This window comes from Halomarina salina (assembly GCF_023074835.1).
GTDB classification, from domain to species: Archaea; Halobacteriota; Halobacteria; order Halobacteriales; family Haloarculaceae; genus Halomarina; species Halomarina salina.
Genome location: NZ_JALLGW010000001.1, coordinates 787,982 through 802,191 on the forward strand (window position 1 = coordinate 787,982; position 14,210 = coordinate 802,191).

At 61.4% G+C, this 14,210-nt stretch carries 16 protein-coding genes; 11 read left to right on the forward strand and 5 right to left on the reverse strand.

Features of this window, described 5'->3' with window-relative positions:
* The first annotated feature begins 123 nt into the window (after positions 1 to 123).
* Positions 124 to 507, forward strand: coding sequence for a hypothetical protein (locus tag MX571_RS03940; protein WP_247414280.1), 384 nt, complete (start codon positions 124 to 126; stop codon positions 505 to 507).
* A gap of 16 nt (positions 508 to 523) precedes the next feature.
* Here MX571_RS03940 and MX571_RS03945 read toward each other — a convergent pair whose 3' ends face one another.
* Positions 524 to 1,318 (reverse strand): hypothetical protein, encoded by a 795-nt coding sequence (locus tag MX571_RS03945; RefSeq protein WP_247414281.1) that lies wholly within the window; start codon positions 1,316 to 1,318, stop codon positions 524 to 526.
* 646 nt (positions 1,319 to 1,964) lie between these two features.
* On the opposite strand from MX571_RS03945, the gene MX571_RS03950 reads away from it, so the two are divergent.
* Positions 1,965 to 2,807 (forward strand): DNA-binding protein, encoded by an 843-nt coding sequence (locus MX571_RS03950; protein WP_247414282.1) that lies wholly within the window; start codon positions 1,965 to 1,967, stop codon positions 2,805 to 2,807.
* Between the two features lie 19 nt (positions 2,808 to 2,826).
* Here the strand turns inward: MX571_RS03950 and MX571_RS03955 are convergent, their stop codons facing one another.
* Entirely contained in the window at positions 2,827 to 3,810 is a 984-nt protein-coding gene (locus tag MX571_RS03955) for a hypothetical protein (protein ID WP_247414283.1), read from the reverse strand.
* A gap of 111 nt (positions 3,811 to 3,921) precedes the next feature.
* Between MX571_RS03955 and MX571_RS03960 the strand changes: the two genes are divergently transcribed.
* A complete protein-coding gene (locus MX571_RS03960) occupies positions 3,922 to 4,260 on the forward strand; it encodes a metal-binding protein (protein WP_247414284.1) in 339 nt (112 codons plus the stop codon).
* A gap of 79 nt (positions 4,261 to 4,339) precedes the next feature.
* Positions 4,340 to 5,287, forward strand: a complete 948-nt coding sequence (locus MX571_RS03965) for a transcription initiation factor IIB (protein ID WP_247414285.1) — start codon at positions 4,340 to 4,342, stop codon at positions 5,285 to 5,287.
* A gap of 244 nt (positions 5,288 to 5,531) precedes the next feature.
* Here MX571_RS03965 and MX571_RS03970 read toward each other — a convergent pair whose 3' ends face one another.
* The gene (locus MX571_RS03970; protein ID WP_247414286.1) at positions 5,532 to 5,849 is read right to left on the reverse strand and encodes a DUF7344 domain-containing protein; all 318 of its coding nucleotides are present in this window, start codon (positions 5,847 to 5,849) and stop codon (positions 5,532 to 5,534) included.
* A 104-nt stretch (positions 5,850 to 5,953) separates the two neighbouring features.
* Here MX571_RS03970 and MX571_RS03975 point away from each other — a divergent pair, with 104 nt between their 5' ends.
* Together MX571_RS03975 and MX571_RS03980 are read left to right on the forward strand one after the other, a co-directional pair.
* Positions 5,954 to 6,265 (forward strand): HalOD1 output domain-containing protein, encoded by a 312-nt coding sequence (locus MX571_RS03975; RefSeq protein ID WP_247414287.1) that lies wholly within the window; start codon positions 5,954 to 5,956, stop codon positions 6,263 to 6,265.
* Between the two features lie 1,014 nt (positions 6,266 to 7,279).
* Complete coding sequence (locus MX571_RS03980) at positions 7,280 to 7,543, forward strand: hypothetical protein (protein ID WP_247414288.1); 264 nt, start codon at positions 7,280 to 7,282, stop codon at positions 7,541 to 7,543.
* A gap of 224 nt (positions 7,544 to 7,767) precedes the next feature.
* On the opposite strand, the gene MX571_RS03985 is transcribed toward MX571_RS03980, so the two are convergent.
* Together MX571_RS03985 and MX571_RS03990 are read right to left on the reverse strand one after the other, a co-directional pair.
* A complete protein-coding gene (locus tag MX571_RS03985; RefSeq protein WP_247414289.1) occupies positions 7,768 to 8,058 on the reverse strand; it encodes a hypothetical protein in 291 nt (96 codons plus the stop codon).
* 153 nt (positions 8,059 to 8,211) lie between these two features.
* Positions 8,212 to 9,585 carry a hypothetical protein gene (locus MX571_RS03990; RefSeq protein WP_247414290.1) on the reverse strand — a complete coding sequence of 458 codons (1,374 nt, stop codon included), beginning with the start codon at positions 9,583 to 9,585 and terminating at the stop codon, positions 8,212 to 8,214.
* A gap of 247 nt (positions 9,586 to 9,832) precedes the next feature.
* On the opposite strand from MX571_RS03990, the gene MX571_RS03995 reads away from it, so the two are divergent.
* The 5 genes from MX571_RS03995 (at position 9,833) to MX571_RS04015 (ending at position 14,172) form a co-directional block, all read left to right on the forward strand.
* Positions 9,833 to 10,336: a DUF7995 family protein gene (locus MX571_RS03995; RefSeq protein ID WP_247414291.1), complete on the forward strand. Its 504-nt coding sequence runs from the start codon at positions 9,833 to 9,835 to the stop codon at positions 10,334 to 10,336.
* A gap of 162 nt (positions 10,337 to 10,498) precedes the next feature.
* Positions 10,499 to 10,816 (forward strand): hypothetical protein, encoded by a 318-nt coding sequence (locus MX571_RS04000; RefSeq protein ID WP_247414292.1) that lies wholly within the window; start codon positions 10,499 to 10,501, stop codon positions 10,814 to 10,816.
* A gap of 222 nt (positions 10,817 to 11,038) precedes the next feature.
* Positions 11,039 to 12,220 carry a hypothetical protein gene (locus MX571_RS04005; RefSeq protein ID WP_247414293.1) on the forward strand — a complete coding sequence of 394 codons (1,182 nt, stop codon included), beginning with the start codon at positions 11,039 to 11,041 and terminating at the stop codon, positions 12,218 to 12,220.
* Positions 12,221 to 12,430: 210 nt separating this feature from the next.
* On the forward strand, positions 12,431 to 13,072 hold the full coding sequence (locus MX571_RS04010) for a hypothetical protein (RefSeq protein WP_247414294.1): 642 nt from the start codon (positions 12,431 to 12,433) through the stop codon (positions 13,070 to 13,072).
* 941 nt (positions 13,073 to 14,013) lie between these two features.
* On the forward strand, positions 14,014 to 14,172 hold the full coding sequence (locus MX571_RS04015; protein ID WP_247414295.1) for a DUF7556 family protein: 159 nt from the start codon (positions 14,014 to 14,016) through the stop codon (positions 14,170 to 14,172).
* The last annotated feature ends 38 nt before the right edge of the window (positions 14,173 to 14,210 follow it).

A 14,210-nucleotide genomic window follows, 5' to 3' on the forward strand; every position in this document is an offset into this window, starting at 1 on the left:
CCGCTCAGTAGTTGCTGGCCGCCCGCACAGGGGTGCGGGCGCGTCACTGTGCCCCTGTATCCGATGGCCGACCATCAGCCCCCTTCGACCGACGAGACCGACGTATCGCAGCCGGAGCCCCCCGTGGCCGACGTGGACAGCGCGCCCGGTGAGACCCCCGAGATAGCGTCGAGCGGGTCCGAGGCGGTCGCCCCGATCAGCGCGACGCCGCAGGACTACACCCGCTGTCCGAGATGCGACGCTCGGCGGTTCGTCGCCCGCCAACTGGTCTACGAGCAGCGCCAGTACGACGAGCAGGGCGACCTGACAAGCGCCGACGTGACCGTTCGGGCGGCCCTGGAGTACTGCTGTGCGGACTGTGGCACCCGACTCCGTGAGATGCCCGTGAGTCAGCCTGACTTCTACGGCGAGGTGGCCGTTCTCCGAGCGGACCTCGATGCGGCCGTGCAGCGACGGCTGGCGTGCTGGGTCGCCCGGCTCCGCGAGTACCACCCCGGTCGAGGCTAAACCCCATCGCCCCCGCTCAGGCGAGCGGGTCGATCGTCTCGTACTGGTAACCGCACTCAATCGCGATCTCCAGACACTCCTCGGCGAACGACTCGATGGCGACGCCGGCCGTGCCAGCTCCGACGAGCAGCCGTTGTGTCAGCAGTTCGTTAACGAGGGCCTGCTTCGTGTCGACCTGTAGTGTCGGCAGCGTCCCGTGGATGTACCTGATGGGGTGGTCCTGGAACGTCTTGACACCATCCGACGACTCGCTGTCCGCGCTTCCGTCGACCTGGACGATCTGCCCCTCGCTCTCGCCGAGCACCTGCACCCAGTACTGGGTCAGCGGCGGGTCGGCCAACAGCGTCGTCGCCTGGTCGATCCGATCAGCGAGGCCGACGGGTTCGGGATACGGCTGGGCCTCCGGGTCGTATCGCGGATACGCCTGCTGCACCCAGTCGACGATGCCGTCGACGAACTCGCGACAGACCGTCTCCGGGTCTGTTCCGGGGAGCGTATGATTCGTGAACACCCCGAGCTGGTGAGCGTAGAGCTGGCGGGCGAGCTGGGCGACCTGCGGGTACGCCAAGTCGTCGTGGTAGCCGGCGAGGTGTGCCGTCTGGTGGTAGGTCTGGGGTTCGCTGGCTCCTTCGGGTGCCTGGGCGAGCCGCGACCCGTCGCCGATCGCCTGCACCGAGAACGCGAGGACGTCCGGATCCTCAAGGTATTCGCGGGCCGTCTGTCGCCCCTCGACGAACGGGTCGTCGACGCCGTCGGTGAGAATCTCGACGAGCGTGGGGTCTGGAACTGTGGGCTGTCGGGGGTCGTCCATAGGGTGGCCTCCGTGTGAGCCGTTCGCAGACATCGGTAAATACGTCAGTACAGCGTGGGCTGACAGTACCGAGCACGTGAGTGCCGACAAGACGGGGTGGTCGACTGGGGACGCCTCAGTGTGTCCGACCCCGTCGGGGGTGTCGGCCGTCGACGGTCGATAGTCGGTGATGCGCGGTGGCCCGCCCCACTCGGCGCTGCCGCCCTCCGCTCGCTCACGGCTCTCTGCTCGTGGCCTCCTGCCGGTCGGCCACGCATCGCTCGCCGTTCGCGTTCGAGGCGCTTCCGTCGGTCGCGCCTCGCGTCGCTCGCGACCGACCAGTCCGGGCGTGTGGCTCGCTCCTATCGTCGCTTCGCCATTCCGGGCGTGTGGCCTCGACGCCAGCGGGTAAGCGGGCGGGGTTGCGCTCCAGTCGGTGCTCACCCACACCCGCTTACTCCGCTGGCCGCTCGCTCCGGGCGGGTCGCACGCGCGGGGCTCTGCGTGTGCCGGTCACCTCGGGGCGCGCTCGCTCGCGCCCAGTGGCGCTCGCGAAGGCGCGAGCGAGCGCGCAGTCGTGACTGGTCGGGTTGTCGAGGGTGGAAAACCGCGATGTTAGAGATCGCGGTGTCGGACGCTCAGTGAGCGCCTTCGGAGTTTGACTCCAATGGCAACTAGGAACGTTTTCGGTAATGAAGTTTCGGTCGACGAACAGGGCTTCGAACAGACGGACGAGCGAGCGGTCGACGAGGACGGCTTCGAGGTGGTCGATGAGACCCCCGAGCTCCGAGCGAGCGTCCAACAGGAGATTCAGGCGAAGGTGGACGCGAACCACCCGGACGGGATGGTCACCAACGAGTACTCTCACCTGCCGCTGGCGACGGAAGAACGGATCAGAGGTCGCGAGGCGGAGTTGGAGCGGATCAGCGCGAAGGCAACGCTGGGTCGGCAGTCAGGGCGTGAGCGGCGGACGCGAGTAGTCGTGACGAAAGTGTGTAATGGACGTGCGTCGACGCCGGATCCCAGAGCGACGCTCTCCCCCGAGGTACTGGGGACGGTGAACCGGCAGGCGGGGCGAATCGCCGAGCGGGTTGGCGGGGCGATGCGGGCGGCGCTTTCGAAGCGGATCGCCGAGCGGGTGGGGGGCAGTGTGGACGTGACCAGTGCGGTCCTCGACACGGTTGCCGAGCAGAAGGCGGCGGCAGGGTGCGTCGTGCCTATCGCGGAGGTGCCCGGTCTCGACACGTTCGAGGTGAGCGTCGAGGGCGAGTTGGTCCAGACCTGGGAAGCGTCGCACGGGGCTATCCAGCAGGTCGGGCTGTTGGCGGACGACAGCGGGCAGATCAAGCTGACCGTCTGGGAGAAAAGCGACCAGCCCTGGATCGACGAGGGCCAGCGCGTCCGGATCCGAGGGGCGGCGAAGAACTGGTACAACGGGCGGTGTAGCCTCGCGTTGACCTACGACAGCCAGGTGATCGTGCCCGAGCGCGGGCGGTGGTGGACCGGGTAGGCGCGTCGGTTCTGGGTTTTTATTGGTGGCCGGTCCACGCCACCCCGCCTCCCCACCCTCCGCTCCGTGCTCGCTCCCGACGGTCGCTGCGCGCGCAGCCACGACCGTACCGCCCAGGCGTCGGTGTGGCCGCGGTCGCCCCGATGCCGAGCGGTGACACGCCGCCTCCGTCGCGCTCACCCGCTCGTGCCGGTCGCCGCGTCGACCGGGAACGCCGTGGTGCTGGGCCTGTCGCTCGCACCGAACTGCGTCCCTGCAACCCGAACCCGTGTTCGTTCTCCGGGGGTAACGGCCGGGACGTAGAGCCGCTCGCCGCCGTCCGTGTACGCGCTGTACAGCCATCTTCGGTGTGTGTCGCGGATTCCTCGACGGCGACGACACACTCCTCGCCGGGGGTCAACGGATACTGACGGCGCTGCCACCACTCGCGAGCCGTTCCGAGTGTTGCGACCGCCAGACTGCTACCGATGGCCACACCGATACCGAGCCACCACAGCCCGACGAGCCAGAGACAAAGGGGAAGGACGCCGAGCGCGACCACCGGTACCATTGGTCGGAGTAGGCGGCGCATCCGACCCGCGAGGTAATACGCCCACGCGAGCATCCCGGCCAGCAACAGCGGCCACTCGTACTCGCCGATGGTCAACCCGAGGACGAACGGACCACCGTAGAAGGCGAGCTGCCTGCGTGTGGGGGTGACGACTCTGCGCTGCACGTCCGTTCGAAGCGTGTGACGCAGCCAGTGGCGTTCCCGTTCGAGACGGGCTTGCAGGTCTTCGACCGTCACCGGATCCGGGGACCCGGAACGGATCGGGTCGGGCGGCGCGGTCAGTCCGAAGAGGTCGGGACCTCGCCAGAGCAACCACGCTCTCGCCTCGTCGTGGAGTCGGTACAGGATGAAGCTGAGTATCAGTGCCCCAATCACCGCCGCAACCAGTCCTACAGGATGGATCTCCTGCAGGCCGTCGACGGCAGGAACCGAGACGCTTGGTCCGTGTGGCATACGATACCATCTGACTCGGACAGAATAGTTCCTTCGCCGTTCGGAACGAATGGAATCATGGGGGCCGCGCTGCAGTCGGGTTATCCGCGCCTGCAGGGGCGAGGCGTTCCAATGACGACCCACCCACTCGACCGACTCTCGACGACCGCGCGTATTCTGAAACGCGCCCAGTACGAGGCGTTCGCGTTCTCACTGCTCGCCGACGGGGACGTTCTCGTCCGCAACGAGAGCTACGCCAATCCGAGCGACCACGAGTACCGCGTTCGGGTTCGTGACGGCCTGCCTGTCGCGTGTCCCTGCCCGGCCGACGAACGGTACGAGCACGCCTGCAAACACCGCGTTGCGTTGGCGGTACGGCGTCCGGTTCTCGACACCGCACGTGCCGCCCGAGCCGTCACTGACGCGGACAGGGCCGCGGCTGGTCTCTTAAGTCGGCGATCGACTCGCTGACTACCCTCTCCTGCACCGCCGTCGGTTGTTCTTCCCCCCCGAGGGGTGCGGGGCGTCGATGAGTGTCCCGAGATCGACCATGCGACACCGAGCTATCTACGATACCGGCTTCGACGAGGACGAACAGAGTGGGTCAACCGCTGAGACGTGCCCGGAGTGCGACGGGGTGGTCCGAACGAACAGTCGAGAGACGGTCTGTGAGGACTGTGGGCTGATCATCGACGAGCAGGTGATCGATCACGGGCCGGAGTGGCGAACGTTCGACGACGATGGCACTCGTGACCGTGTGCGGACGGGCGCACCACTCACCGAACGCCGTCACGACCGGGGGCTCTCGACCGAGATCGGGAGGAAGCGTGACGGGCGGGGTAACACGCTCTCAGGACGGAAGCGTCGGCAGCTCTCCCGGCTCAGACGCGAACACGGCCGCGCCCAGCAAGCCTCGACGGCCGAGCGCAACCTCGCACACGGACTGGGGGAGGTTCGACGGATCGCGGGGACGATGGACCTCACCGATTCGGTAGTCGAGCAGGCATGTGCCCTGTTCCGACGGGCGCAGGGTGAGGACCTGTTGGTCGGTCGCTCGGTCGAGGCGATGGCGGCGGCGTGTGTGTACGCGACCTGTCGGTGTAACGGCCTTCCGCGGTCCCGTGGGGAGGTCGCAAACCAGGCCCGTGTCGCACGGTCCAGGGTCGTCGCGGCGTACAAGACGCTGAACCAAACGTTGCCGTTGCCGGCCGCACCGGTCCCCCCAGCGGCTTACGTCCCGTCGGTGGCCTCGACGGTCGGCCTCTCGGCGGGCACCGAACGGCTGGGGACGTTCATCGCCGAGCAGGCCCACGAGCGAGGGCTCTCGAACGGGAAACACCCCGCAGGCGTCGCGGCGGGGGCGCTCTACCTGGCCGCGGAAGAGCGCGTCGAAGGAGTGACCCAACAGGCGCTCGCCGAGGCGGCGGACGTGACGGCGCTGACCGTCCGCTCACGATGGGTGGCACTCAGCAAGACCATCGATTGTGACGTGGTCTGAGCTATCGAAGAACGGACTTACCGGCTGAAAAGTGAGCTGCCCGCTCAGATCCGTCTTCGTCTACTAGACGTTGCGACGCGCTCAATGTATGAGCGTGAGCGAGAGAGATCAGCCACTGGAATGGATTGCCGGTACTGATTGACAGAGAGCGTGAATCTAACCGGAGTACCGGTGCAGTATCCCTCCGGGACTTTTCACATCAGACTGTCACGCCAGTGTTTCTCATCTCGATTACTTGACCCTCTTAAACCAATGGGTCAACGTCGGTGATGTGTGCGCCTCGTGAGACCGTCTGGGCCGTCGTATCGAATGAAACGATATCCTCGTCGGCAAGCTTCGGAAGGTCACGATGCATCAGTGCGACCTCCATCTGCTCGTAGTCCGTTTCGTCAGCCATTGACGACGTATCGACCATTCGAGTCGCGACTTCACTGGCGAGGAGTTCGAGTTCGTATTCGCTGTCGTCTTCTGAGAGAATATCGACGATCACCCGTCGTCGCTCAGTCGTCACGGCCTCGAAAGCAGCATTTTTGGAGATCCCCCCCGGTTCGTACTCACGCATACTGATACTAACTGACGTATCACAACACGCTAATTGTTTCGGTCAGAGTTCTCCCCGAAATATATTACTCACTGGAATCCAGAGCAATCACGTGAGCGAATAGTATGGATGAAGCTGCTCCAGGTCAGACCGGGTCGGCTGAGCACTACACATACGATATTGGTCCAGAAGATCCGATGAGTGCAGCCATCGTCTATGCGGCTGCTGATGCCCTCGATTGTGATCCATTAGCGATGCCCGAGTTGCTGTACGATGCCGTCAATGTGGATGCTCTTGATGCAATGTACCCTCGTGACGGTCACAAGCACTCCGATAATCCGTCGGTCTCGTTTCGTTACTGTGATCTCTCGGTTACCGTTGATGGTGACACAGTCGTATTGGATGCGACGACTATTGTCGACCAATCTGATGGCTAGTCGCTGCTGTGTATCGAACTGCGTCGATTGCCGGGAATGATGAGCTGAGAGCGTGCGTGTATCACTGACGACCTCGATGTGACTCGGTTTCTCGCCCAGTCGTATTCTCTATTCAGCTATCGAAGGGCCCCGAAGCATTCGTGGTCGTACTCACCCACGAGAAGTCACCCGCTTCGTCCACGATACCTTGGACGTAATTGTAGTAGTCACGGTCGTCGGGAACGGGTGAGAGCGGAACTCGACCCCCATTTTCCGGAGCGGTCCCGTCGATAGTGAACTCGACGAGATAGACCACCGGTTCGGTGAACACGGCTTCAAACGTTTGGGTCTCTCCGGGAGCGACAGATGCGGATGCTCGAAGATTCCGTTGTGTCTTCGGAATCGTAACGTCTCCGCGAACATCGTATCCCTCTCCGGTTGTCACAGGCTCAGCACCCACGGCACTAACAGCGACGCTGATGATGTGTGGAAGCTCGTGGTGATTCTCGAATCGCAGGGTACCAGCTGGAATGCTCTCGCCACGAATCCGACTACATCCAGCGAAACTCACTGCACTCGCAGTACCAAGGGCGGTAAGGAGGGCACGCCGATTCATACGAATGTATTATTGCTTCCACATATGTATGTTCGGCCACAGAATATGTACTGAGACACTCACGGCACGTGTCGCTCACTCTGCGCTATCGAGAGACACAGAGCGTGAGTCTATCGAGGTGACTGTCGTCGACGTATGTAATCCCCACAAAGGATACCCCTACTGACCAGAACCATGAGGAACCGCCGTCAACCATGGATGAATAGTTGTGCAGTTACACCGGTCGTACAAACCGTACACACGGATTTTGAGGACGGTTTACAGCTACCTGTGGATGCCCGACTCTGTCGACACTTCCTCGGAAGACGTGACTGTCAGAAGTATATTTGAAACACACACTACTGAAATTTTGTTTATTTAATATTTGAGACTGTGTACTATTCTGTTACTTTTATCAGCCCGTTCGTGGAGGGCGCAGTGTGGGACGAATGCGAACGCTGCTTCCGTGGTGGCTTGGCGCGCGGTGGATGGACCGGCAGGTTGACGCGCTGTACGAGGCGGTCGTCGACGGCGCACAGGAGAGCGAGGCAGCCGTCGAGCGATTGGGTGACCTCGCAGCCGACGGGAACGAACTGGCGGCGGCGGCGCTGCGCGAGATAACTCGCTCGCTGGACGCACCGCTGGACGCCCGCGTGCTGGCGAAGCAGACGCTCGCAGCCACGGGACACGTTCACTCGGCCTGAAGACAGTTACAACCGCAGTACGCGGTGGGTCGGGTCCTCGGCGGCTGGTTCGAAGCCCAGTTCCGCGACGATGGCCTCCATCGTCGAGGGGACGCTAGCGGTCGTACGTACCACGTCGGCTCCGGCCGCTCGTTGGCGACGACGACTAAGAACGCGTGCTGCGTTGATTGCCGGTTTTGATAGACGCAGAGCGTGAGTCTAACACTCTTCACACTCAGCGCGAGTCAGAAGGCGGTTCCGAGCACGAAGAACCCGCCGAAGCAGATGGTAGCGACGACGAGTGTTCCGACGAAGAGTATCACGTCGTCACGACCGGTTGCATGTCGGCGTATTCGGCGTCGACTAACTGGTGCGAGTGCCACTGCTGCTCCGAGTAGCCCGAGACCACCAATCGCTGGAAGGACTGCCGTGAACACTCCCGCAGCGGCGTGGAGAGCGGCGATACCAAGCAACCCGAGTGCGAGGGTCAGGTCGAGGGCGCTTCCCGTGTACCGGGCGACGGAGGCGACTGCCATATCAACGCGTAGATACCCTGCTGGTAAATTCATTATGACTGACCTGCCTGTCGATGTGGACCCCGCTGTCAGACTCGCGGCACAAGTCTATCAGCTGAATCTGGTGAATTCTGATGAAAGAAAGATGGCTCTCAGGTGATGCAGCGCCTACGTCTACACTTGATAGACGTACGCGTCGTCCCCGAGATCGTCGGGATAATCTCCCACGGCCCACCCGATACCAGTCGTTTCGATGTAGTAGTACTTCTCGCCCTGATACTCCCAGTAGGAACCTGTCATGGAGTCGTCACCGAGGATGCCAACACCCATGTGTCCCGGTGGCTGGATGAGGACTGTATCGTAGCCGAACGGTTCGAGCTGCAGTAGCGACGCGAGGAGCACCGACGTGTCCTCACAGTCCCCACCACAGTCACCCATCACCTCGGCGATGTACTTCGTGTAGTCGTCGTACCCCGTCGACACGTCGTCGGGGACGTACGGGATGTGCTGGATGACATCGATAGCGAAGTTCGCAATTGACACGTCGCTTTCGAGTCCCAACGCTCGCGCGTCCTCCGTGAACAGATTGCCGAAGAACGAGGCGAAGCCGCTGTTCATCTCGTAGGTGACGAACTCCGAGCGTGAGCGGCTGTGACTGCGCTTTCGAGCGGCCAGGTAAGCATGCTTGTACAGGTAATAGCTCGTCGTGAACTGCTGTCCCTGCGAGCGACCACTGAGTTTGACGCTGATCGCCCCCTCTTTGACGAGCAGTTCGTGATTCTCACTCTCGCTATCTGAAAGGGCCTGCAACGCCGCTGGCTGAGCCGTTCGTCGAAGCTGGCCGTTCGATTCCTTCTCGATGAAATCTGTCTGATGAATCGTTACCACTTCCGAGCTATCGACCTCTTCGAGTGCTCGTCCTTCGGGGAGCAAGAGGACGAACAGCTGGAATCGGGTCTCGGTTGGGAGACTCGACACATCGAGATCGACACTCGATCGAGTGTCGGCGTTGCGATAGGTGATCGGGTCCCCTCGGCCCACAACGTCGAGCATGTCTCCGTCCTCGTTGATCGCAAACACCGTGGATTCCAACCCGCTGAACTGGCTCAGATTCGGGTCTGCACCTGTGAGAATCATCCCAAGACGTTCCGAGGAGTACTCCTCGATATGAGAGATGTTAAAGTCGCCCTCTACGGTGATCGTGTTCGTCGGTGGCGCAGGAGTCGGTGTTCGGGTAGTTATAGCGGTCGGTGTCGGCGTTGCCATTGGAGTCGGCGTCGGCGTCGGTGTCGCTGTCCGGGTGACGGGCGTCGTGGTTCGCTTGCCTGGCTCGCCAGCGAGATCCGACCGCTCTTGGACTGACCCGTCTTTCGGCGCGTAGTCTTTCGAGTCGATAACTCCATCCCCATCACTGTCTTTGATCGCTGGTTCTTGCTGTGCATCCTCTTCGCCGAGGCAGCCAGCGAGTGTCATCGTGGCCGTACCCCCGGCGGCGAGGAGCAATCGCCGCCTCCGAACTGACTCAACCGTATCCTTCGAATTGTCCATACAGTTTCGCAGAATTACATATTGATAAACTTATCCGATTTTCATACACTCACAAAAATGGTGCATTCCGTCCTCCGTCAGAAACGGTGAATGTGAATCGAACGCACACAACCGAGAGCCAACACGACCGATATTCGTCGGTACCACCTCGCCTCGAATCGTCACTGTTCCGTGGCTTTTGACACGGCATGTTTGTTCTCGCCAGCATGGGTGCTGGCGGACCTGAACCCGTCAGCGGACGACCAAGATGCACCAACTGATCTACGCACTCGTGGAGGCATCGACTGCAAGCGACGCGCTGGCCCGCGCGCACAGTGTCTTTGATGGGCTGACTGGGCCCGACTTGCAGATCGCACCGGTATTCGACTACTACGTGACGTTCGACGACGACTCCTCGACGGTCGCTGGCCCTGCGCGGTGGGGCGACCTCCCGACCGTCGTTCGTGCTGACTCCCCTGCCGGCCGGCGACTCATCGACCGCGGGTGGGCAGCGACCGAACGTGAGTTCCAGCGTGACCTCGCCCGTGCTCGAGACACACTCGACCGACTCTCGGATGCAGATGTGATGCGTGACGTCGAACTCGCCCGCTATACCTGTCGACGTCTCGGTGCGCGTCGTGGCCCACCGATCTCCCTCTACGATGGGTCGGGGCAGGGGGTTCGGGACCGCGAAACGCTCGATCGGCTGCTGGCTCGAGAACGCGACGCCGATTTGTTCCTGTGGGTCGTCCCTGCGGACGTTCACTACTGACGGCGAGGGCGAGTGGCCACTTTCCCGACGCCGAAAGTCCCTTCTGACCGACGGGAGAGTGCTACCAGACAGGTTCACAGGTAGTAACCAGTGAAAGCATGACTCGTCGGTGACCCGCCTTGTGGTCGGTCTGTACGCGCCCGGAGCGCCGGAGGCGCGATAATGTCAGACGATTCTGAAATTGAGGTTCGATTCCAAGCAGCGTTCGACGCGAACGGCGCGCTCGAAGTGACCGAGACGAGCGTCGAGACGTCACTAGCGGATTTCGGCGCGGCCGTCGACTATCGCGAGCGCGACACGCGGCGTGCTAAGCCCGCAGCCAGCGAGTTCGGTGTCGATGACCGCTCGAAGATTGACCAGCGTGGCGACCGAGGAAGCGAGCAGTCGCGGCTGATCGCCCAGACAGATGCGACGCAACGAGCGCTGGACGGCACCTCGGCACGACATCCAAATCTGTACGAACAGCCGCCCTCGGAGTGATGCCCCGTCTCGCGTTCACTCCCTCGCCCGTGGTCGGTTCCGGTTGGCTGGATGACTCCCGAGTCACCAGTGGTGTCGACCCCGTCCGCTTCGCGGCGACCGTCATGGAGAACGGAGCGACTGAACCGCTGTCGTCTCCGCACGTTGGTTGTTCTGCCCCGCGAGGGGTGCAGGGCGTGTGTGTCCTGCCGGTCAGCCGTGACCGATTGAGAGGTGTCTGAAATGCAAGAACCAGGACGCCGGCACGTGTTCGCTGGCATCGACAGTCGCACCGACACAGCACTCCCCGCTTGGTACGCTGACCGCGTTGACGACACAGACGAGGTGATGACGTTCTCCGAAGCGATTCGCGACCTCCCGCGAGCCACGACCACCGAGGTCGCCTACCGGAATCCGGTAAGCGACGAGTGGGTCGAAACCGAGCGGTTCAACGCCGTCGCCGAACCCTCGCGGCTTCGTCAGCAGGCGACGGGCGGTGGTGGTAAGAACGTGGCCGATGGAAGCGGTAGCGAGAGCGTGGACCCGCTGTTCCACGTCCCCTCGGACTCGTACACCATCCTAAATCCCGTCGAGGTGTACGCACCCCTCGAACGGGTTCTCCGCGAACAGACCGTCGACGGCCGTCGACTGGCGGAGGTGGCGTTCGGCGAGATCAGGCAGTATCGCGGGGGTGGGGAAGTCCACATGGACGTACTATTCGACGGGTTGGAGGTGACGCTGTCCGACCGACGTGACCCGATCACGATGGGCGTCACGTCGGGCTATGACTTCTTCGGCGGCCACGCGGTGTACGTCGAAGGCTTTGCGCGTGATACCGCGTGCGCGAACTCGATCCGGTCGCTCACCAACAAAGAGGTCGTGCGACATGTCGGCGGTGTCGAGGCATTCGACGACTGGTGGGAGGAGATTCTCGGACAACTCGATCTCGTTGCGGACGACCTCGCGGGGTTCATCGACGCGGCCCAGGGGGTGACGCTCGAGTTCACGGACCTGCCGTTCGATGTGGTGGGGTTCTACGACTTACTTGACTTTCCGCAGTATCTCGCCGAGCAGGCGGCTAGCGACGTGCGGGCGAACGCAGTGAACCCCTTCGAGATCGATATGTGGACGCTGCATTCGGGCGCGACGTACGCGCTGACCCATCACTTCCGCGGGAAGGAGGGGACGTCACTCGACGGCTATCAGCGCGTCGCCAACGACGTCCTATTCAACCCCGAGGCGACCATCGACCGCGTTCAGCAGGCCTACGAGCAGCAGACAGAAGAGGTCGAGCAGGAAGGGCTGACCAGTGGGCGTGGGCAGGCCCGCATCGAACAGGTCGGAGACGATCTTCGGGACGCGGTCGAGCAGTTCGAGTCCCGTGAGGAAGCGCTGCGTGAGCGGTTCACGCAGGTGTCGAACTGAATCGGTATCGCTATTTTATCGAGTTCTATGTCCAACCTCGATTCTGATGAGAACTGTTGTCCTACCTGTGACGGTCCTATCGTGAGTGTAACGGTCGTCGGCCCGAGTGTAGCAATTATCGCTCCGTGCGGGCATCAGATCCCACCCCAACTACTCGACTGAAGAACCGGTTTCGAAAGCACGTCTTCGAGGGCTCTCGCGTGTATACCGATGATAAGGAGCAGATCGGGGCGACTTCGACCCACGGATGCTCCGACCATCGTTCGTGAACGTGACACGAAACGACTCGTCGCACAGACCGACATCTCTCCCACAGGAGCGGAGAACTTCGTCGATCATGACGACCTCCGTGAGCAGGTAGTCAAACTCGAACTGTTCTGCCTCCTCCATCAACCCATCATCGAACTGAACGACGGCGGATGGAAATCCCTCAATCAGATGTCCGATAGTCAGCAGTGCACAGCACTGCTTTCGATTACGATGATCGAACGCGATATCCCTCTCATCATTGACCAACCTGAAGACGTGCTCGGCAACCAGTCCATCTTCTTGGAAGTTGTGAGCCTCCTCCGCGACATCAACCACGACCACGAAATAATCACAGCAACTCACAACGCCAACATTCCAGTACTGGGTGATGCGGAGCAAATCATCGTCATGCGTTCCAACGGACAGGAAGGGTTCTTCCGACCCTATGGGTGGATTGACGATCACGTGACCAAGAATCAGACACGAGATTTTCTCGAAGGAAGCGAACAGGCATTCAGAGGGCGTGACGACAAGTACCGCCAGTCCGACACAGTTGCATCCCCGTCGTTGGTGAAACGCTTTGGGTCGAGCACACGTGATTAATTCGATAGTGGAGAAAGACTTTTTCCTGCGAGGGAATACAATCATATAATAACGCATCATGGGACTGCTTGACGATGTCGAAGACGTGCTTGACGGTGGAGGCAAGGAACGCACAAAATACGAGTACGAGTGCGGCGCGTGTGGGTGTGTCTGGCGGACGACTGTGTCGCCTCATAGTGCGCAGTGTACCGACTGTCACGCCGACGATAATCTGACGCTGCTCTCGGAATCAGCAGAATGACCATCCGTCGGCGCTGAGTACCGATTGGCTCGGTAGCCTCACTCCCGTTTTGGGGTCTTTCCTACTGTGACACGCGTCAACGGAGGCTTCCGGTAGTGCTCCTCGCTGTTTCAATCCCGTTTTGGTTTTCTTCCCTACTACCGCGACAAGGGAGAAATCCATACCGGACTGGGGTTGGGAGGTGAGCACTCTTTGAATGGCCCTGCGTGGATATAACCGACTTATTGACTAGCCCGCGCCGTGGTGCATAATCTAGTTCAGCCAGTAAGTCCCCAACCTGAGCGATTATTCCCGAGACTCTTTCCATCTCGCTGCAGTGAGTATCTGTCCGATACCCTTTGTGATGATGAGTAACCCGATCAGAAAGTACAACGGGATGAAATCATAATTGTTGAGATCCCCAATGAGTATCACGGAAAGCGCCGGGTTCCATGTCCGAACTACGAGTATAAGGCCGATGAAAGACAATATTACTCCGAGTAGCGTGAGTACACGTTCATCCGACGAAGGGCCCTTCATGCTCACTCCTTCGACTGAATAGTATTCAAATCTCTGTCGTATCACTGACACTTTTGATAAATCCTCCCAATGGTCTATGAGGGGTGCCGGTTGACTGTGACCGGGTTGGTCAGCCCCCGCTGAATACAACCGGCAACCAGTTCCGATATGTTTATAGCTGGATGATAGATACTGTCAGGTAATGTCACGCAACTCAGCGGCCCGGACGGACCTGAGCGATGACGGCGAGGTGATGGCTGCTATCTCGGAGCAGCGACTTGTCATCGCTGACATCTCGCGCGACGACGCGTGGCTCTCGGTGCCGCTGAGGCAGGCAGTCGTTCTCGATGAGAATCGGTAGGAAGGCTGTTGACATCCCCCACCAAAGTGATTGAAGGG

Bases quoted from the DNA above. Each gene is read 5' to 3' on its own strand.
- MX571_RS03950 (WP_247414282.1), top strand. From the start codon at position 1,965: ATGGCAACTAGGAACGTTTTCGGTAATGAAGTTTCGGTCGACGAACAG.
- MX571_RS03985 (WP_247414289.1), bottom strand. From the start codon at position 8,058: ATGGCAGTCGCCTCCGTCGCCCGGTACACGGGAAGCGCCCTCGACCTG.
- MX571_RS04000 (WP_247414292.1), top strand. From the start codon at position 10,499: ATGTCAGACGATTCTGAAATTGAGGTTCGATTCCAAGCAGCGTTCGAC.
- MX571_RS03990 (WP_247414290.1), bottom strand. From the start codon at position 9,585: ATGGACAATTCGAAGGATACGGTTGAGTCAGTTCGGAGGCGGCGATTG.
- MX571_RS03975 (WP_247414287.1), top strand. From the start codon at position 5,954: ATGGATGAAGCTGCTCCAGGTCAGACCGGGTCGGCTGAGCACTACACA.
- MX571_RS03955 (WP_247414283.1), bottom strand. From the start codon at position 3,810: ATGCCACACGGACCAAGCGTCTCGGTTCCTGCCGTCGACGGCCTGCAG.
- MX571_RS03965 (WP_247414285.1), top strand. From the start codon at position 4,340: ATGCGACACCGAGCTATCTACGATACCGGCTTCGACGAGGACGAACAG.
- MX571_RS04005 (WP_247414293.1), top strand. From the start codon at position 11,039: ATGCAAGAACCAGGACGCCGGCACGTGTTCGCTGGCATCGACAGTCGC.
- MX571_RS03970 (WP_247414286.1), bottom strand. From the start codon at position 5,849: ATGCGTGAGTACGAACCGGGGGGGATCTCCAAAAATGCTGCTTTCGAG.
- MX571_RS03995 (WP_247414291.1), top strand. From the start codon at position 9,833: ATGCACCAACTGATCTACGCACTCGTGGAGGCATCGACTGCAAGCGAC.
- MX571_RS04015 (WP_247414295.1), top strand. From the start codon at position 14,014: ATGTCACGCAACTCAGCGGCCCGGACGGACCTGAGCGATGACGGCGAG.
- MX571_RS04010 (WP_247414294.1), top strand. From the start codon at position 12,431: ATGATAAGGAGCAGATCGGGGCGACTTCGACCCACGGATGCTCCGACC.
- MX571_RS03945 (WP_247414281.1), bottom strand. From the start codon at position 1,318: ATGGACGACCCCCGACAGCCCACAGTTCCAGACCCCACGCTCGTCGAG.
- MX571_RS03960 (WP_247414284.1), top strand. From the start codon at position 3,922: ATGACGACCCACCCACTCGACCGACTCTCGACGACCGCGCGTATTCTG.